Raw genomic sequence first — 16143 nt, forward strand, 5'->3', positions numbered from 1 at the left:
TGGCAGCGCTCACAAGGCGCGAGTTTTGTAAGTCGGAGGTTCTTGAATGACCACATCGTTGCAACCTGCCTATGCCCTGGTGCCCGGTGCAAACCTGGAAGCCTACGTGCACACGGTCAACAGCATCCCGCTGCTGTCTGTCGAGCAGGAGCGTGATCTGGCCGAGCGTCTCTACTATGAGCAGGATCTTGAGGCCGCTCGGCAAATGGTGATGGCCCACCTGCGTTTCGTTGTGCATATCGCACGTAGCTATGCAGGCTACGGTCTGGCGCAGGCCGACCTGATCCAGGAAGGCAACGTCGGCCTGATGAAGGCGGTCAAGCGTTTCAACCCGGAAATGGGTGTGCGACTGGTATCCTTCGCCGTGCACTGGATCAAGGCAGAGATCCACGAATTCATCCTGCGTAACTGGCGCATCGTCAAGGTGGCCACCACCAAGGCCCAGCGCAAGCTGTTCTTCAATCTGCGCAGCCAGAAGAAGCGTCTGGCCTGGCTGAACAACGACGAAGTGCATCGTGTGGCGGAAAGCCTCGGCGTCGAGCCGCGTGAAGTGCGCGAGATGGAAAGCCGCCTGAGTGGCCAGGACATGGCCTTCGACCCGGCAGCCGAAGCGGATGACGACAGCGCCTTTCAGTCGCCAGCGCATTATCTGGAAGACCACCGCTACGATCCGGCTGTGCAGCTGGAAGATGCCGACTGGAGCGACAACTCCACCAGCAACCTGCACGAAGCATTGCAAGGCCTGGATGACCGTAGCCGCGATATCCTCTATCAGCGCTGGCTGGCGGAAGAAAAGGCCACGCTGCATGAGCTGGCTGACAAGTACAGTGTTTCGGCTGAGCGTATTCGCCAGTTGGAGAAGAATGCGATGAACAAGGTCAAGGCGCTGATTACCGTCTGACCTGGCCTGGCTGCATTGAAAAGCCGCTGACCCGAGAGGGTGAGCGGCTTTTTTGTTGGGTTTACGGCCTGCGCGAGCTGTCCAGCTGCATCAGGTAGCTGGGCCCGCCCAGCTGGCTCATCTGCCGGCGAATCCAGCCCGCCCGGCTTGCCACATAGGCGCTGGGCCGGCTGGCACTCCACTTGATCGGGCTCGGCAGCACTGCGGCCAGTTGTGCGGCCTGCTGGCGGGTCAGTCGGCTGGCATCGACGCCAAAGTGATAACGCGCCGCAGCCTGGGCACCGAACACGCCTTTGCCCCACTCGGCGCTGTTCAGGTAAACCTCAAGAATCCGCTCCTTCGACCAGAACAGTTCGATCAGCCCCGTGAACCAGGCCTCCAGCCCCTTGCGGAACCAGCTGCGGCCCGACCACAAGAACAGGTTCTTGGCTACCTGCTGGGTCAGGGTGCTGGCGCCACGAATGCTGCCGCCACGCTCGTTGTACGCAAGCGCCGCCTGGATGGCCGGAATGTCGAAGCCCCAATGGCTGGCAAACTTCTGGTCTTCACCAGCGATGACGGCCACCTTGAGTTCGTCGGAGATGTTCTCCCACGGCTCCCAGTCGCGTTGCAGGTCAATCGGCTCGCCACTCACCCATGATTGCACCTTGCGTTCGAGCATCAAGGCCGTGCCAGGCGGTGGTACCCAGCGAAACACCAGCACCAGCACGATGCTGCCGGCAGCGAACCAGAGCAGGGCGCGGGCGAGGCGGCGGAGAATGGATGACAGCATGGCGATGGCTTGGCCGGACCGGTGGAACGGGCCATTATACAGACCCGATACAAGGAGTCGTCCCATGCTTCGCAGCTTCCTCATGCTCGCTGCTTTCTTCGGCTTTACCGGCGTTGCCCTGGGCGCGTTTGCCGCACATGGGCTGAAGAACCGCCTGACAGCCGATTATCTGGCCATTTTCCACACAGGGGTGACCTATCAGCTGGTGCATGCCCTGGCGATCTTCGCTGTGGCTGTGCTTTCGGTACACCTGCCGGGGCGCCTGGTCGGCTGGGCAGGCGGTCTGTTCGCCCTGGGGATCGTACTGTTCTCCGGTAGCCTGTACCTGCTGACGCTCAGCGGCCTGGGCAAACTGGGCATCATCACCCCCTTCGGCGGCCTGTGCTTCCTTGCCGGTTGGCTGTGCCTGGGCCTGGCTGCCTGGCGCCTGGGCTGACCAAGCGGTCCACAATCGCGACTAATGGCGTGCAGCGCCCTTGGGTTCGTGCGTGGATCGGCGCTAGAATGCGGGCCCCAAAGAACAATGGTGGCCGTGCGCATGCGCATTCAACTGAACGGTGAACCTTACGAATTGCCCGCTGGCGAAAGCGTCGCGGCCCTGCTGGCCCGCCTGGAACTGACCGGGCGCCGGGTGGCGGTGGAACTCAACCTGGATATCGTGCCGCGTAGCCAGCACGACAGCACGCAGCTGAGCGAAGGCGACCAGGTCGAAGTGGTCCACGCCATCGGTGGCGGCTGAGCCCGGTTCGGCGATTCACCTGCAAGCCCAGCAATCTTTTCCCGAGGAACAACGATGAGCAACGTTCGTAGCGACAAGCCCTTCATCCTGGCCGGGCGCACTTTCCAGTCGCGCCTGCTGGTCGGCACCGGCAAGTACCGTGACATGGAAGAAACCCGCCTGGCCACCGAGGCCTCGGGTGCCGAGATCGTCACCGTGGCCGTGCGCCGGACCAACCTTGGCCAGAATGCGGGCGAGCCGAACCTGCTCGACGTGCTGTCGCCCGACAAGTACACCATCCTGCCAAACACTGCAGGTTGCTTTGATGCTGTCGAGGCGGTGCGTACCTGCCGTCTGGCCCGCGAGTTGCTCGATGGTCACAAGTCCCATGAGTCGCGCACTCTGGTGAAGCTGGAAGTGCTGGCCGACCAGAAAACCCTGTTCCCCAACGTGATCGAAACCCTCAAGGCCGCCGAAGTGCTGGTCAAGGACGGCTTCGACGTGATGGTCTACACCAGCGACGATCCGATCATCGCCCGCCAGCTGGCCGAAGCCGGCTGCATCGCGGTGATGCCGCTGGCTGGCCTGATCGGCACTGGCCTGGGGATCTGCAACCCGTACAACCTGCAGATCATCCTCGAAGAGTCGAAGGTGCCGGTGCTGGTCGACGCGGGTGTCGGTACCGCCTCCGACGCCACCATCGCCATGGAAATGGGCTGTGAAGCCGTGCTGATGAACTCCGCCATCGCCCACGCCCAGCAGCCGGTGCTGATGGCCGAGGCCATGAAGCACGCTATCCTGGCTGGCCGCATGGCCTACCTGGCCGGCCGCATGCCGAAAAAACTTTACGCCAGCGCCTCTTCGCCGCTGGATGGTCTGATCAAGTAAGAGCCCCTGATGACTGACTCGCAAGATACGCCGATCTCCGCCGACGGCGACCAGCGCCCACACCGCCGCATCAAGAGCTTCGTGATGCGCGCCGGGCGCATGACCGAAGGCCAGCAACGTGGCCTCGACCAGGGCGGCCCGCAGTTTATCCTGCCGCTGGCCGACAGCCCGGTGGACTACGACCAGGTATTCGGCCGTTCGGCGCCGCGTACCTTGGAGATCGGCTTCGGCATGGGCCATTCCCTGCTGGAAATGGCCGCTGCCGCGCCTGAACAGGACTTCATCGGTGTCGAGGTACACCGTCCGGGTGTCGGTGCGCTGCTCAACGGCGTGCTGACCCAAGGCCTGAAGAACCTGCGGGTGTATGACTGCGATGCGATCGAAGTGCTCAACCGCTGCGTGGCCGACAACAGCCTCGACCGGCTGATGCTGTTCTTCCCGGACCCGTGGCACAAGGCGCGTCACCACAAGCGCCGCATCGTCCAGCTGGAGTTCGCCGAACTGGTGCGGCGCAAGCTCAAGCCCGGTGGCGTATTCCACATGGCCACCGACTGGGAGCCGTATGCCGAGTACATGCTGGAAGTGATGAGCGCCGCCCCTGGTTATCGCAACCGTGCTGAGGACGGCACCTACGTGCCACGCCCTGAAGAGCGCCCGATCACCAAGTTCGAACGCCGCGGCGAGCGACTGGGGCATGGGGTGTGGGATCTGAAGTTCGAGAAGGTGGATTGATTGGCTGATTGAGCCTTCCGATACGCCGAGGCTTGTAGAAATGCAGGCGAAAAAAAACCGCTCGGAGAAGAGCGGTTTTTTTATGGGAGCGACAGGACTGAGTATCCTTCGCTCTGAGGCTTCACCGAAAACTCCACACAGTCACAAGATCATAGGCACCTTCAGAGCTAGGGTCAATGTGCGGAAATATCCCGCATTACGTGTGTCGAAGCGGTTAACAGTCTTGGCCGGATAGTCCGAGTACTATTGCGTTGCTCCTGTGTGAGCCAACTCAGTGATGGGCCGGGTAGGTGAAGAATTCTGCTTTTCGGCCCCTTCGACATGGCCTGAGAACCATGCCGGTGAATCTCTTCGAAGGGCCATCAACCTGGCCACTTCACTGAGGACTTCACACAGTTTTCGAAGGCATCGAAGCGCCGGTTAGATGCTGGAAGATTGGCCCGCCAACACGGAGGCCAAGGCATATGAAGCGTTTGCTTGATGCGCTGAGCCGCGTCTGGAAGCTCATCCGGATCTTGACTGTGCTCAAGACCGCAAGAGACTTCATGCGTGATCACTTCGATGATGCCCAGTAAGGGCTAGTCAGGTGGTAGGGCTGCCCTGGTTCTCCGGGGCAGCTTTTAGCAGGCTCACCCGCGACGATCAGCCACCACGCCAATCAACACCAGCACCACCAGCAACACTGGCGCCAGTGCGTAGTTGTTGAACTGCCCCAATCCCTTCACCACCCAAGGCGTGGCATAGATCAGCGCCGCACCACTGCCGATCATCACCAGGGCAGCCATTACCGGTACCCGCAGCGCGCCCGCCAGGGCACCCAGGCGCTGGTCCACCCAGCCTTTGATGTCGGTGCCGAACAGCACCAGCAGGCAGCCTACCAGGGCCAGGGAAATCTCAGACAGATTGCTGCGGCTCCAGCGCGAAACCGTGGCGAGCAGATCAAGTACCAGATCCATGGGTCATCCTTAGGTCAAGAAATACTGCAGCAGGTCATTGAGGAACAGCTGGCCGCGTGGCGTGGCCACCAGTCGATCCGGTTCGACCTGCAAAAGGCCTTTTTGTTCGGCGGCGCGGCGGGCTTCGGCCAGCTGCGCCAGGGGCAGCCCGGTGCGCTGGGTGAACAGCTCGGCTTCCACACCATCGGTGAGGCGCAAGGCGTTCATCAGGAACTCGAACGGCAGCTCATCCACCGGCAACAGCTTCTCGCCGGCCTTGAACGGCTTGGCCAGGTTCAGGTAGTCCTTGGGCAGGCGGGTCTTCCAGGTACGCAGGATGCGGCCGTCGGTGAAGGTCAGCTTGCCGTGGGCCCCGGCTCCGATGCCGATGAAATCGCCAAAACGCCAGTAGTTGAGGTTGTGCCGGGCAGCGCGGTCAGCCTGGGCGTAGGCGGAAACTTCGTACTGCCTGAAGCCGTTGGCCGCCATCAGCGCCTGGCCGGCCTCCTGGATGTCCCAGAGGATCTCATCTTCAGGTAGCTCTGGCGGCTGGTTCCAGAACACCGTGTTCGGCTCGACCGTCAGCTGGTACCACGACAAGTGCGTCGGCCCGAGGTCGATGGCCTGACGCAGATCGCCCAACGCGTCATCCAGCGACTGGTCAGGCAGGCCGTGCATCAGGTCCATGTTGAAGTTGTCGAAGCCTGCCGCGCGCGCCATGCCAGCGGCGCGGATCGCTTCGTCGCCATTATGAATGCGGCCCAGCGCTTGGAGTTTGGCCGGCTGGAAGCTCTGTACACCGATGGACAGGCGATTGATACCGGTCTGCCGGTAGGCCTTGAACTTCTCTTGCTCGAAGGTACCGGGGTTGGCCTCAAGTGTGATCTCGATGTCTGCCGCGAACGGGATGCGTTGCTCCACGCCACGCAGCAGACGCCCCAGGGCGTTGGCACTGAACAGGCTCGGGGTGCCGCCGCCGAAGAAAATCGACGACAGGGTCCGGCCTTGGGCAGCGGCCAGCTCCAGGTCGAGGTCGGTCAACAGCGCGTCGACGTAGGCCTCTTCCGGCAGCTCGGGCCCGGCGGCATGGGAGTTGAAGTCGCAGTACGGGCATTTGCGCACGCACCACGGGATGTGGATGTACAGGGCCAGCGGCGGCAGGCTGGTGAGCGCCACCGCGCCGGCTTCGGACAGCGTTGCGATCATGCCAGGCCCAGACGTTGACGCAGCAGGGCCATGGCGCGGGCGCGGTGGCTGAGCTGGTTCTTATCCGCAGGCGCGAGGTCGGCGCTGGAGCACTTGCGCTCCGGCACCCAGAACAGCGGGTCGTAACCGAAGCCATGCTCGCCGCTGGCCTCGAACAGGATGCTGCCGTGCCACAGGCCTTCGCAAAGGATCGGTAGTGGGTCGTCGGCGTGGCGCACCAGGGCCAGTACGCAGACGAACTGGGCGCCGCGCTGCTCTGGCGGCACGTCCTTCAGCGCCTCGAGCAGCTTGGCGTTGTTCGCCGCATCACCCTTGCCATCGGCATAGCGCGCCGAGTAGATACCCGGTGCGCCGCCGAGAAAGTCCACTGCCAGGCCGGAATCGTCGGCCAGTGCCGGCAGGCCCGAGATGCGCGCAGCGTTGCGGGCTTTGAGGATGGCGTTCTCGACGAACGAAAGGCCGGTCTCTTCGGGTTCGACCTGGCTGAACTCACCGATCGAGCGCAGTTGCACGGACTGGCCGAGCATGGCCTGGAGTTCCTTGAGTTTGCCGGCGTTGTGGCTGGCCAATACGAGTTGCTGGAAATTCATCATTCGCCTGGGAACACTTCCTGGTTGAAACTGAGTTTGTGGCTGACCCCGCCGGTTTCGACATTCAGGTCGAAGGTCAGGGTTTCGGCCTGCTCGATCCTGAACTGGGCGATGTAATACACCGCACCCTGGTCGGTTATCTGCTTGAACGACAGCGGGCTGGTGCGCCCGGTCAGGTCCTTCACCGTGCCGCTGACCACCGCCATGGCCGGCTTGTCGGCCTTGAGCACAGCGATGTTGAGCACGCCTTGGTTCTTGCTCCGGTTGAGCCCGGTGGCAGCGGCGATGTCCGGTTGCAACAGGCTTGAGGTGAAGGCGCTGTAGTGCACCGTCACGTCGCCAAACACTTCCTTGCGCTCAGGTCGGGCGGCATCGGCCGCCATCACTGGCAGGGCCAGGCACAGGCTGATCAGGAACAGGGCTAGGCGACGCATGGTGCGAGTCCTCCGGTGGGCGTCAGACCGCCAGTTGATGCTCCTGCAGGCCCGGGCTGCTGACGCGATAGATGCCGATTTCACCTAGAAGATTAGGCCAAAGCCGCCCGCCCCACCCGTTACGGTGCAAGTGGTCGACGGCCAGGCGGTCAAGGACCTTGGCGCGGCGCTCATGGCACAGCTCTTCGAAGTCGGCGAAGGTGCAGAAGTGGATGTTCGGCGTGTTGTACCAGGTGTACGGCATGAAGTCCGAGACCGGCATGCGCCCCTTGGTGGCCAGGTACCAGCGGCAGCGCCAGTGGCCGAAGTTGGGGAAGGTGATGATGCACTGGCGGCCCACCCGCAGCATTTCGTCGAGGATGCGGTCCGGGTACTCCACGGCCTGCAGGGCCTGGGTCATGATGACCACGTCGAAGCTGTTGCTGGCAAAGTTGCCCAGGCCCTTGTCGAGGTCCTGCTCGATGACGTTGACGCCCCTGGCCACGCAGGCAGCGATGTTGTCGGGGTCGATTTCCAGGCCATAGCCGGTGACCTGCTTGCGGTCACGCAGCGAGGCCAGCAGCTCGCCACTGCCGCAGCCCAGGTCGAGTACCCGGCTGCCGGCGGGAATCCAGTCGTGGATGATTTCCAGATCGGCTCTCATGCTGTCCTCAGATGACGATGCGGTTCATGTAGTTCGCGAAACCCTGCATGTAGCGAGGCGTGGGTATCAGGAAGGCATCGTGGCCGTAAGGCGAATCGATCTCCAGATAACAGACGTTCTTGCGGGCCGCCATCAGCGCGTCGACGATCTCCCGCGAGCGGGCCGGCGAGAAGCGCCAGTCGGTGGTGAACGACATGATGCAGTAATCCGCCTTGACGTGGGCCAGGGTCGCCGCCAGGTCGCCGCCATTGGCAGCGGCCGGGTCGAAGTAGTCCAGGGCCTTGGTCATCAGCAGGTAGGTGTTGGCGTCGAAGCGGCCGGAAAACTCCTCGCCCTGATAGCGCAGGTAGCTTTCGACCTGGAATTCGACACTGTGGAAGTCGTAGTTGAGCTTGTCGCTCTTCAGCTCGCGGCCGAATTTCTCACCCATCGAGTCGTCGGACAGGTAAGTGATGTGGCCGACCATGCGTGCCAGCATCAGGCCGCGCTTGGGGATCACGCCCTGGTCCTGGAACGAACCGCCGTGGAACTCAGGGTCGGTAAGGATGGCCTGGCGTGCCACTTCGTTGAAGGCGATGTTCTGCGCCGACAGTTTGGGGGCCGAGGCGATATCCACACAGTGGCGCACGCGATCAGGGTAGGTGATGGTCCATTGCAGGGCCTGCATGCCCCCCAGGCTGCCGCCCACGATGGCAGCCCACTGCTGGATGCCCAGGCGATCAGCCAGGCGCGCCTGGCTATGCACCCAGTCTTCAACGGTCAGTACCGGGAACTCGGCGCCATAAGGCTTGCCGGTGGCCGGATTGACGCTGCTCGGGCCGGTGCTGCCATTGCAGCCGCCGAGGTTGTTCAGGCTGACCACGAAGAAGCGATTGGTGTCGATCGGCTTGCCGGGACCGATGCAGCTGTCCCACCAGCCCGGCTTGCGGTCGGTGGTGGCATGGTAGCCCGCGGCATGGTGATGGCCGGACAGGGCATGGCAGATCAGCACGGCATTGCTCGCGCTGGCATTCAGGGTGCCATAGGTCTCGTAGACCAGCTCGTAGCTGTTCAGCGAACGGCCGCAGGCCAAGGCCAGCGGTTCATCGAAGCTGGCAATTTGCGGTGTAACCAGACCGACGGAATCTTCGGGAAGGACAGTGGACATCGACCCTGCTCACGCTTGACGGAGGCGTAAGTCTAAAGAGCACTCCCCCCAGCGGCAAGCGAAGGCTTGCCACGGGAGGTAAGCAGCAGTGCCTGCGGCTCAGATCATCCGCCACAGTTCCTGTGGCATGCCGGCATAGGCGGCCAGCGGCGGCATGACGAATGACTGGATCACCTGGATCGCCAAGAAGGCGAAGATCGGCGAGATGTCCATGCCGCCCAGGTTGGGCACGATACGGCGGAACGGTGCCAGCACCGGTTCGCTGATCTGCCAGGCAAGCTCGGCAGCGGGGTTGTGGCTGTTCGGTGCGACCCAGGAAACGATCACCATGACGATCATCGCCACCCAGAAGATTTTCAGGAACAGCGAGGTGATACCGATGATGGCCCACATCAGCAGGTGCAGCACGTCGCCGAAGGTGCCGTAGGTGACCATCAGCACGAAGCCCATCAGCAGCGCCTGGATGACGATCGCCAGCAGCAGCGACGAGGTATCCAGGCCGCCGATGCTCGGAATCACCCGGCGGATCGGCTTGAGCAGTGGCTGGGTTGCGCGCACGGCGAACTGGCTCAGCGGGTTGTAGAAATTGGCCTTGACCAGTTGCAGCACGAAGCGCAGCAGGACGATCACCAGGTACAGGCTGACCAGGGTTTGCACCACGAAGATCGCGGCGCCGGACAATGCATTCATCAACAGCTCCTTATTTGCCCAGTTGTTCGGCCAGCTCGGCGGAACGTTTCGACGCCGCTTGCAGCGCCTGCGCGACGATGGCTTCGAAGCCATTGCCCTGGAACGACTTGATCGCCGCCTCGGTGGTGCCGGCTGGCGAGGTGACGCGGCGGCGCAGCTCTGCGGCGTCGACATCGCTGGCCACCGCCATGCGCGCGGCGCCCAGGGCCGTTTGCAGGGTCAGTTGCGAGGCGGTTTCGCGTGGCAGGCCCAGTTTTTCGCCAGCGGCGGTCATGGCTTCGATCAGCAGGAAGAAGTAGGCCGGGCCACTGCCGGACACCGCGGTGACGGCATCCAGTTGTTGCTCTTGCTCCAGCCACAGTGCGGTGCCGACTGCCGACAGCAGCTGTTCGGCCTGCTGGCGTTGCTCGGCGGACACTTCAGCGGTGGCATACAGGCCGCTGACGCCCTGGCGCAGCAACGCTGGTGTGTTGGGCATGCAGCGTACCACTGGGCGGGCGCCAAGCCAGGTCTGCAGGCTGTCACAGGTGATGCCGGCAGCGATAGAGACGATCAGCTGGCCAGCTTCGAGGTCAGGTTTCAGCGCCTCGCACACGGCCTTCATGACTTGCGGTTTCACCGCCAGCACGATCACGTCGGCACCGGCAATGGCCTGGGCGTTGTCCTCGAGCACCTCGATGCCGTGCTCGGCCTGGATGCGGGTGCGGGTTTCGGCGCCGGGGTCGCTGGCACGGATCTGCGCCGCGTCCATGCCCTGGGCACGCAGGCCGCCGATCAGGCTGGCGGCCATGTTGCCGGCGCCGATAAAGGCAATACGTGTCTTGCTCATGTCAGGTCCTTGAAGGAAAGAGTGAGTAAAGCATGGAATCAGACGGGGCCGTACTGGCGTGCGCCGAACAGGGCGGTACCGATACGAACCCAGGTCGCTCCCTGGGCGATGGCCGCTTCCAGGTCGTGGCTCATGCCCATCGACAGGGTATCTAGGCCAAGTCCCAGGCTTGCCTGTAGCTGGTTCAGGCTGGCGAAGGCGGCTTCCTGGGCGGTACGGTCTTCGGTCGGCTCAGGGATCGCCATCAGCCCGCGCAGGCGCAGGTTTGGCAGTGCCGCCACGTCCCTGGCCAGTGCGGGCAGGTCGACCGGGGCGCAACCGGATTTGCTGTCTTCGCCGCTGACGTTCACCTGCAGGCAGATGTTCAGTGCTGGCAGGCCCGCAGGGCGCTGTTCGGACAGGCGTTGGGCGATCTTCAGGCGGTCCACGGAGTGTACCCAGTCGAAATGTTCGGCAATGGCTTTGGTCTTGTTCGACTGAATGGGGCCGATGAAGTGCCAGATCAAGGGCAGGTCACGCAGTTCTTGCTGCTTGGCCAGGGCTTCCTGCAGGTAGTTTTCACCCACATCACGCACCCCGGCAGCGTAGATTTCGCGTATGGCACTGGCCGGTTTGGTCTTGCTTACGGCCAGCAGCTGGACACTCGCCGGATCACGTCCGGCAGCCTGGGCGGCGCTGTGGATGCGGGCGGCGAGGGCGGAAAGGTTGTCTGCTATGGTGGACATGGATCGATGCCGTCGGCTCTGGAGGTCTTCGGCATTCTACCTGCTTGATGGCTATTGGGGAGTCTCATGGACGCGACCGACCTGTTGGCCCGGGCCGTGGATGCAGGGGCGAGTGACCTGCATCTGGCGGCGGGCGAGATACCGATGCTGCGCGTGGATGGCGAGCTGCGGCGCATGGCGCTGCCAAGCGTGACCTCAGCAGCAATGAACGACGCGCTGTCAGCGCTGCTCGACGAGGGCCAGTGCCGGCAATGGGTGCAGGGCGATGAACTGGATCTGGCCCTGGAATTGGCCTCTCTGGGGCGTTTTCGTCTCAGTCTGTTTCGACAGATGAACGGCCTGGCTGCCACGTTTCGTCTGATTCCGAAACGTATCGCCAGTGTCGATGAACTCGAACTTGAAGAAGTGTTTCAAGCCGTTGCGCAGCATGCGGATGGCCTGGTGCTGGTGGGCGGCCCGACCGGTAGTGGCAAGTCGAGTACGCTGGCGGCATTGATCGACCGCCTTAATCGTGAGCGGGCGTTGCACATCATCACTCTTGAAGACCCTGTCGAGGTTGTCCACAGCAGCCAACGCAGCCTGGTCAACCAGCGCGAGATCGGCCGGCACTGTCGTGATTTCGCTCAGGGGCTGCGCAGCGCCCTGCGTCAGGACCCTGATGTGATCATGATCGGCGAACTGCGCGATCTGGAAACCGTCCGCCTGGCGTTGCGCGCAGCGGAGACAGGGCATCTGGTGCTGGCTACGGTGCATACGCGGTCGGCGGCAAGCAGCATTGACCGGCTGGTGGAGGTGTTCGCGGCAGAAGAGAAACCCTTGGTGCGGGCGATGCTGGCGGAGTCGTTGAGGTTGGTGGTGGCGCAGGTGCTGGTCAAGCGTGGGGGCGGCGGCCGAGTGGCTGCGCGAGAAGTGCTGGTGGCGACACCTGCGGTGCGCAATCTGGTGCGTGAGGGACGGATGGCGCAGTTGTGTTCGGTGATGCAGACCGGGGCGGCGGAGGGGATGCGGACGATGGAAGGGGCGATGCGGGGGCTGAGGGAGAAGGGACTGATCAGCGATCTCTAGCGCCTGGTCCGGCCTCTTCGCGGGTAAACCCGCTCCCACAGGGTCAGCGCAGGTTTTCTCTGTGGGAGCGGGCTTGCCCGCGAAAGGGCCGGTACAGGCAGGCGCCGATAGGATCAGCGCTTGGCCAGGTTCAGCTGTTGCTGCTCTTTCGGCAGTACCCGCTTGGCAACCACATAGTGCTGTTGCCAGTACGGCTTGCTCAGGCTGTCGATGCTCACCCGCTTGCCAGTGCGCGGCGCATGGATGAAGCGGTCGTTGCCCAGGTAGATGGCAACGTGATTGACCCGACGGCTCTTGATGTTGAAGAAGATCAGGTCGCCTGGCTTGAGCTCGCTCTTGGCGACTTTCACCCCGTGGCCCTGGGCCATGGCATTGGATGTACGCGGCAGGTCGACGTCTGCCACGTCGTTGAAGGCGTACTTGACCAGCCCACTGCAGTCGAACCCTTTTTTCGGGTTGCTGCCGCCCCAAACATAAGGGGTACCGAGCACGTTGACCGCACGGCTGAGCACATCGCTGCTCTGCTTCGGCGACATCGCCGCAACGGCAGGCAGGTTGTGGCCCTTGCCCGAATAGTTCGAGCGTGCATGCAGCGTGCTCTGCTTGGCGGGCGCGTGTCTCACCGAGGCATTGGTGGTATAGCCGGTGAAACCATTGGGAAGACGTTGCTCACGATTGGTGGCGTGGGCGGCCAGGGGCAATAATAGGCAGAGGGTCAGCCATGTCTTGAATAAAGGCGGCATAGATGAAGCTCTTATGAATGTTTATGTGTTTGGCGCGCAACTTTATAACAGCTTTTTGCTCCCTTTCAGGGCCGTTGGTCGATTGTCATGCTGCCGTACGTCGGCCTGCGACGGAAAAGTCACATTTTTGTTTAGAAAATTTTCGGATAACCCACGGGGGCTATGAATGAACAGTTATCAACAGGGGACGCCGTATCACGACACCCACAGCAAGGTCATCGGCTACCTGCTGTGGATCTTCGGCTTCACCGGCTCGCACCGCTTCTACTACGGCAAGCCGATCACCGGGACGATCTGGTTCTTCACGCTGGGGCTGCTCGGCATTGGCTGGCTCATCGACCTGTTCCTGATCCCGTCGATGGACCGAGAGGCGGACATGCGCTTCCAGTCCGGGCGCATCGACTACAATATCGCCTGGATCCTGCTGACCTTCCTGGGCATCTTTGGCGTGCACCGCCTGTACCAGGGCAAGTGGATCTCGTCGATCATCTACTTCTTCACCGGCGGCCTGTTCCTGGTGGGGGTGCTGTATGACTTCTGGACCTTGAACAGCCAGATTTCCGAAGCCAACGCGCGCAATCGCTAGAGCAACGGACACTTACAAAAAAGGCCTTGTCGCGCTGTGCGGCAAGGCCTTTTTCGTTACTGGCGGGTCTGTCGCTGCTGCAGCAGCAAGTTGCTGAACCCGGCGCCCGCCAGCTGCTTCTGCGCCACGGTCAGCTGTTCGCGGTTGCTGAATGGCCCGACCAGCACGCGGTACCAGGTTTCTTCCTTGACGGTACCCGACTCGACCTTGACTACCTGGCCGAGCAGGATGATCTGCGCACGGACCTTGTCGGCATCGGCCTGCTTGCGGAACGAACCGGCCTGCAGGAAGTACTGCGTGGTCGCCGCTGGCTTGATCACCGGAGGGGCTGGTGGCGGAGTCTGGCCCAACAGCGCGGCCTGGGCTCGAGCAGTGTCGATTTTCGCCGCCTCAGCTGGCGTGACCGGGGTCACCGGTTGTGCGGGCACCGGCGGCGTCTTTTCCGGCACGGCCTCAGGCGGCACGATAACCTCGGACTCCGGCAGCAGGGTGTAGAAGTCGTATTTCGGCTTCACCGGCGCCTGTGGCGTTGCAGGGGTGGCCGACTTGCTGGCTTCGGCCACCTTCTCCGGCTTCTGCTGCTCGGGCTTGGTGCGCTTGATGTCACCGCCACCGGGCTCGAGTTTCATCAGGAAAACGATGAATGCACCGACCGTCAGGCCGACCGCCAGCCATACCCAGCCGGGGATCGGCTGTTTGGCGGGGGCCGTCTGACGGCTGGCGCCGCGTTTGGGAGCAGGTTTTTTCTTGGCAGCCAACTTACATGCGCTCCAGGGTTTCCAGGCCGAGCAGTTCCAGACCTTGCTTGAGGGTGCGACCGGTCAGCGCAGCCAGGCGCAGGCGGCTTTGCTGCTGTTCCGGCGTCTCGGCGGCGAGGATCGGGCAGTTCTCGTAGAAGCTCGAGAACAGGCCAGCGAGGTCGTACAGGTAGCTGCACAGGACGTGCGGGGTGCCCTTGTCGGCGACGCTGTTGAGGATCTCGCCGAACTGGGCCAGGCGCGCAGCCAGGTCTTGCTCGTGAGCGGCCTGCAGCACGATGTTGCCGTCGACCTCGTCGAAGCCCTTGCCCAGCTTGCGGAATACGCCGGCCACACGGGTGTAGGCATACAGCAGGTAAGGCGCGGTGTTGCCTTCGAAGTTGAGCATCAGTTCGAAGTTGAAGCTGTAGTCGCTGGTGCGGTGCTTGGACAGGTCGGCGTATTTCACCGCGCCGATACCAACCACTTCACCGATGTGGCGCAGTTCGTCTTCGGCCAGGCTCGGGTTCTTTTCCTTGACCAGCGCGTATGCGCGCTCCTTGGCCTCGGTGAGCAGGTCGATCAGCTTCACGGTGCCGCCGTCGCGGGTCTTGAACGGGCGGCCGTCGGCGCCGTTCATGGTGCCGAAGCCCATGTGCTCCATCTGCATCGGGTGGCCGACGAAGCCGGCGCGGCGGGCAACTTCGAACACCTGGTTGAAGTGCAGGGCCTGGCGCTGATCGACGAAATACAGGGCGCGGTCGGCCTTGAGCACGTTGCTGCGGTAGCGCACGGCAGCCAGGTCGGTGGTGGCGTACAGGTAGCCGCCGTCAGCCTTTTGCACGATCACAGGCAGAGGCTCGCCTTCGCTGTTCTTGAACTCCTCGAGGAATACGCACTGTGCACCCTGGTCCTCGACCAGCAAGCCCTTGGCCTTGAGATCGGAAACCACATTGGCCAGGTCGGCGTTGTAGGCGCTTTCGCCCATCACGTCGGCCATGGTCAGCTTGACGTTGAGCAGCTCGTAGGTCTTCTGGCAGTGCGACAGCGAGATGTCCTTGAAGCGCGTCCACAGGGCCATGCACTCAGGGTCGCCGGCCTGCAGCTTGACCACCAGGCCACGGGCGCGGGTGGCGAACGCTTCGGATTCGTCAAAACGCTTCTTGGCGGCACGGTAGAAGTTTTCCAGGTCCGACAGCTCGTCGCTGGTGATCGGGTTCTCTTCCAGATACGCCAGCAGCATGCCGAACTGGGTGCCCCAGTCGCCTACGTGGTTCTGGCGGATCACTTCGTCACCGAGGAATTCCAGCACGCGCGCGACGCTGTCACCGATGATGGTCGAGCGCAGGTGGCCGACGTGCATCTCCTTGGCCAGGTTCGGTGCCGACATGTCGATCACCACCTTCTGCTTAGGCCCGGCCTTGCGCGCGCCCAGGTGGGCGTCGGCGAGGGCGGCATCCAGGCGGTTGGCCAGGGCATCGGTGTTCTGGAAGAAGTTCAGGAAGCCTGGGCCGGCGATTTCGACCTTGCTGATGTCGGCGCTGGCCGGCAGGGCATTGATCAGCTTTTCGGCCAGGTCGCGCGGCTTCATGCCGGCCGGCTTGGCCAGCATCATGGCGATGTTGCTGGCGAAGTCGCCGTGGGTCTTGTCCCGGGCGTTTTCCACCTGGATCGCCGGCGACAGCCCTTCAGGCAGCACACCGTCGGTGACGAGTTGGGTGAGGGCTTGCTGGATCAGCTGGCGAATGGTGTCTTTCATGGGGATCTCTTTTCGACCGCAAGCGCGGTGGAGCGCCTCGATG

20 protein-coding genes are annotated in these 16143 nt (G+C 62.9%); 7 read left to right on the top strand and 13 right to left on the bottom strand.

Annotation, left to right across the window (positions count from 1 at the left end):
- Positions 1-46 precede the first annotated feature (46 nt).
- Positions 47-901 (top strand): RNA polymerase sigma factor RpoH, encoded by an 855-nt coding sequence (gene rpoH / locus ACQKPS_RS10625; RefSeq protein ID WP_054884203.1) that lies wholly within the window; start codon positions 47-49, stop codon positions 899-901.
- Positions 902-962: 61 nt separating this feature from the next.
- Here rpoH and mtgA read toward each other — a convergent pair whose 3' ends face one another.
- Entirely contained in the window at positions 963-1673 is a 711-nt protein-coding gene (gene mtgA / locus ACQKPS_RS10630) for a monofunctional biosynthetic peptidoglycan transglycosylase (RefSeq protein ID WP_176508218.1), read from the bottom strand.
- A gap of 64 nt (positions 1674-1737) precedes the next feature.
- Here mtgA and ACQKPS_RS10635 point away from each other — a divergent pair, with 64 nt between their 5' ends.
- The 4 genes from ACQKPS_RS10635 to trmB all read left to right on the top strand — a co-directional run bounded on the left by ACQKPS_RS10635 (position 1738) and on the right by trmB (position 4011).
- Positions 1738-2109, top strand: coding sequence for a DUF423 domain-containing protein (locus ACQKPS_RS10635; protein WP_254482649.1), 372 nt, complete (start codon positions 1738-1740; stop codon positions 2107-2109).
- Positions 2110-2211: 102 nt separating this feature from the next.
- Positions 2212-2412 carry a sulfur carrier protein ThiS gene (gene thiS / locus ACQKPS_RS10640; RefSeq protein ID WP_099814494.1) on the top strand — a complete coding sequence of 67 codons (201 nt, stop codon included), beginning with the start codon at positions 2212-2214 and terminating at the stop codon, positions 2410-2412.
- A gap of 54 nt (positions 2413-2466) precedes the next feature.
- On the top strand, positions 2467-3279 hold the full coding sequence (locus tag ACQKPS_RS10645) for a thiazole synthase (RefSeq protein WP_027920973.1): 813 nt from the start codon (positions 2467-2469) through the stop codon (positions 3277-3279).
- Between the two features lie 9 nt (positions 3280-3288).
- Positions 3289-4011, top strand: a complete 723-nt coding sequence (gene trmB, locus ACQKPS_RS10650) for a tRNA (guanosine(46)-N7)-methyltransferase TrmB (RefSeq protein WP_103446094.1) — start codon at positions 3289-3291, stop codon at positions 4009-4011.
- 629 nt (positions 4012-4640) lie between these two features.
- On the opposite strand, the gene ACQKPS_RS10655 is transcribed toward trmB, so the two are convergent.
- From ACQKPS_RS10655 to ACQKPS_RS10695, 9 genes are all read right to left on the bottom strand, one after another.
- Positions 4641-4967: a DUF3392 family protein gene (locus ACQKPS_RS10655; RefSeq protein WP_027920975.1), complete on the bottom strand. Its 327-nt coding sequence runs from the start codon at positions 4965-4967 to the stop codon at positions 4641-4643.
- A 9-nt stretch (positions 4968-4976) separates the two neighbouring features.
- Complete coding sequence (gene hemW / locus ACQKPS_RS10660; protein WP_254482650.1) at positions 4977-6152, bottom strand: radical SAM family heme chaperone HemW; 1176 nt, start codon at positions 6150-6152, stop codon at positions 4977-4979.
- Positions 6149-6745, bottom strand: a complete 597-nt coding sequence (gene rdgB / locus ACQKPS_RS10665) for an RdgB/HAM1 family non-canonical purine NTP pyrophosphatase (RefSeq protein ID WP_186601820.1) — start codon at positions 6743-6745, stop codon at positions 6149-6151. Before rdgB ends, hemW begins: the two co-directional genes overlap by 4 nt.
- Positions 6742-7176, bottom strand: coding sequence for a DUF4426 domain-containing protein (locus ACQKPS_RS10670; protein ID WP_254482651.1), 435 nt, complete (start codon positions 7174-7176; stop codon positions 6742-6744). Before ACQKPS_RS10670 ends, rdgB begins: the two co-directional genes overlap by 4 nt.
- A gap of 22 nt (positions 7177-7198) precedes the next feature.
- On the bottom strand, positions 7199-7819 hold the full coding sequence (metW, locus tag ACQKPS_RS10675; RefSeq protein ID WP_054884211.1) for a methionine biosynthesis protein MetW: 621 nt from the start codon (positions 7817-7819) through the stop codon (positions 7199-7201).
- 7 nt (positions 7820-7826) lie between these two features.
- On the bottom strand, positions 7827-8966 hold the full coding sequence (gene metX, locus ACQKPS_RS10680; protein ID WP_176508103.1) for a homoserine O-succinyltransferase MetX: 1140 nt from the start codon (positions 8964-8966) through the stop codon (positions 7827-7829).
- 99 nt (positions 8967-9065) lie between these two features.
- Positions 9066-9656, bottom strand: a complete 591-nt coding sequence (locus tag ACQKPS_RS10685) for a YggT family protein (RefSeq protein ID WP_027920981.1) — start codon at positions 9654-9656, stop codon at positions 9066-9068.
- Positions 9657-9666: 10 nt separating this feature from the next.
- Positions 9667-10485, bottom strand: coding sequence for a pyrroline-5-carboxylate reductase (proC, locus tag ACQKPS_RS10690; protein WP_427603971.1), 819 nt, complete (start codon positions 10483-10485; stop codon positions 9667-9669).
- Positions 10486-10523: 38 nt separating this feature from the next.
- Positions 10524-11210 carry a YggS family pyridoxal phosphate-dependent enzyme gene (locus ACQKPS_RS10695; RefSeq protein WP_254482653.1) on the bottom strand — a complete coding sequence of 229 codons (687 nt, stop codon included), beginning with the start codon at positions 11208-11210 and terminating at the stop codon, positions 10524-10526.
- A gap of 66 nt (positions 11211-11276) precedes the next feature.
- Between ACQKPS_RS10695 and ACQKPS_RS10700 the strand changes: the two genes are divergently transcribed.
- Entirely contained in the window at positions 11277-12275 is a 999-nt protein-coding gene (locus tag ACQKPS_RS10700; RefSeq protein WP_254482654.1) for a type IV pilus twitching motility protein PilT, read from the top strand.
- 113 nt (positions 12276-12388) lie between these two features.
- Here the strand turns inward: ACQKPS_RS10700 and ACQKPS_RS10705 are convergent, their stop codons facing one another.
- Positions 12389-13018, bottom strand: a complete 630-nt coding sequence (locus tag ACQKPS_RS10705; RefSeq protein ID WP_254482655.1) for a C40 family peptidase — start codon at positions 13016-13018, stop codon at positions 12389-12391.
- A 166-nt stretch (positions 13019-13184) separates the two neighbouring features.
- On the opposite strand from ACQKPS_RS10705, the gene ACQKPS_RS10710 reads away from it, so the two are divergent.
- Positions 13185-13604: an NINE protein gene (locus ACQKPS_RS10710; RefSeq protein WP_254482657.1), complete on the top strand. Its 420-nt coding sequence runs from the start codon at positions 13185-13187 to the stop codon at positions 13602-13604.
- 56 nt (positions 13605-13660) lie between these two features.
- Here ACQKPS_RS10710 and ACQKPS_RS10715 read toward each other — a convergent pair whose 3' ends face one another.
- Positions 13661-14362 carry an SPOR domain-containing protein gene (locus tag ACQKPS_RS10715; RefSeq protein ID WP_176508109.1) on the bottom strand — a complete coding sequence of 234 codons (702 nt, stop codon included), beginning with the start codon at positions 14360-14362 and terminating at the stop codon, positions 13661-13663.
- Between the two features lies 1 nt (position 14363).
- A complete protein-coding gene (gene argS, locus ACQKPS_RS10720; RefSeq protein ID WP_099814473.1) occupies positions 14364-16100 on the bottom strand; it encodes an arginine--tRNA ligase in 1737 nt (578 codons plus the stop codon).
- Positions 16101-16143: the final 43 nt, after the last annotated feature.

Source organism: Pseudomonas sp. NPDC086566, assembly GCF_050280885.1.
GTDB classification, from domain to species: Bacteria; Pseudomonadota; Gammaproteobacteria; order Pseudomonadales; family Pseudomonadaceae; genus Aquipseudomonas; species Aquipseudomonas vlassakiae.

Coding starts and splice junctions, on each gene's coding strand:
- metW (WP_054884211.1), bottom strand. CDS start 7,819: ATGAGAGCCGATCTGGAAATCATCCACGACTGGATTCCCGCCGGCAGC.
- ACQKPS_RS10655 (WP_027920975.1), bottom strand. CDS start 4,967: ATGGATCTGGTACTTGATCTGCTCGCCACGGTTTCGCGCTGGAGCCGC.
- hemW (WP_254482650.1), bottom strand. CDS start 6,152: ATGATCGCAACGCTGTCCGAAGCCGGCGCGGTGGCGCTCACCAGCCTG.
- ACQKPS_RS10695 (WP_254482653.1), bottom strand. CDS start 11,210: ATGTCCACCATAGCAGACAACCTTTCCGCCCTCGCCGCCCGCATCCAC.
- ACQKPS_RS10670 (WP_254482651.1), bottom strand. CDS start 7,176: ATGCGTCGCCTAGCCCTGTTCCTGATCAGCCTGTGCCTGGCCCTGCCA.
- ACQKPS_RS10685 (WP_027920981.1), bottom strand. CDS start 9,656: ATGAATGCATTGTCCGGCGCCGCGATCTTCGTGGTGCAAACCCTGGTC.
- thiS (WP_099814494.1), top strand. CDS start 2,212: ATGCGCATTCAACTGAACGGTGAACCTTACGAATTGCCCGCTGGCGAA.
- trmB (WP_103446094.1), top strand. CDS start 3,289: ATGACTGACTCGCAAGATACGCCGATCTCCGCCGACGGCGACCAGCGC.
- mtgA (WP_176508218.1), bottom strand. CDS start 1,673: ATGCTGTCATCCATTCTCCGCCGCCTCGCCCGCGCCCTGCTCTGGTTC.
- argS (WP_099814473.1), bottom strand. CDS start 16,100: ATGAAAGACACCATTCGCCAGCTGATCCAGCAAGCCCTCACCCAACTC.
- ACQKPS_RS10700 (WP_254482654.1), top strand. CDS start 11,277: ATGGACGCGACCGACCTGTTGGCCCGGGCCGTGGATGCAGGGGCGAGT.
- metX (WP_176508103.1), bottom strand. CDS start 8,966: ATGTCCACTGTCCTTCCCGAAGATTCCGTCGGTCTGGTTACACCGCAA.
- rpoH (WP_054884203.1), top strand. CDS start 47: ATGACCACATCGTTGCAACCTGCCTATGCCCTGGTGCCCGGTGCAAAC.
- proC (WP_427603971.1), bottom strand. CDS start 10,485: ATGAGCAAGACACGTATTGCCTTTATCGGCGCCGGCAACATGGCCGCC.
- ACQKPS_RS10710 (WP_254482657.1), top strand. CDS start 13,185: ATGAACAGTTATCAACAGGGGACGCCGTATCACGACACCCACAGCAAG.
- rdgB (WP_186601820.1), bottom strand. CDS start 6,745: ATGATGAATTTCCAGCAACTCGTATTGGCCAGCCACAACGCCGGCAAA.
- ACQKPS_RS10705 (WP_254482655.1), bottom strand. CDS start 13,018: ATGCCGCCTTTATTCAAGACATGGCTGACCCTCTGCCTATTATTGCCC.
- ACQKPS_RS10635 (WP_254482649.1), top strand. CDS start 1,738: ATGCTTCGCAGCTTCCTCATGCTCGCTGCTTTCTTCGGCTTTACCGGC.
- ACQKPS_RS10645 (WP_027920973.1), top strand. CDS start 2,467: ATGAGCAACGTTCGTAGCGACAAGCCCTTCATCCTGGCCGGGCGCACT.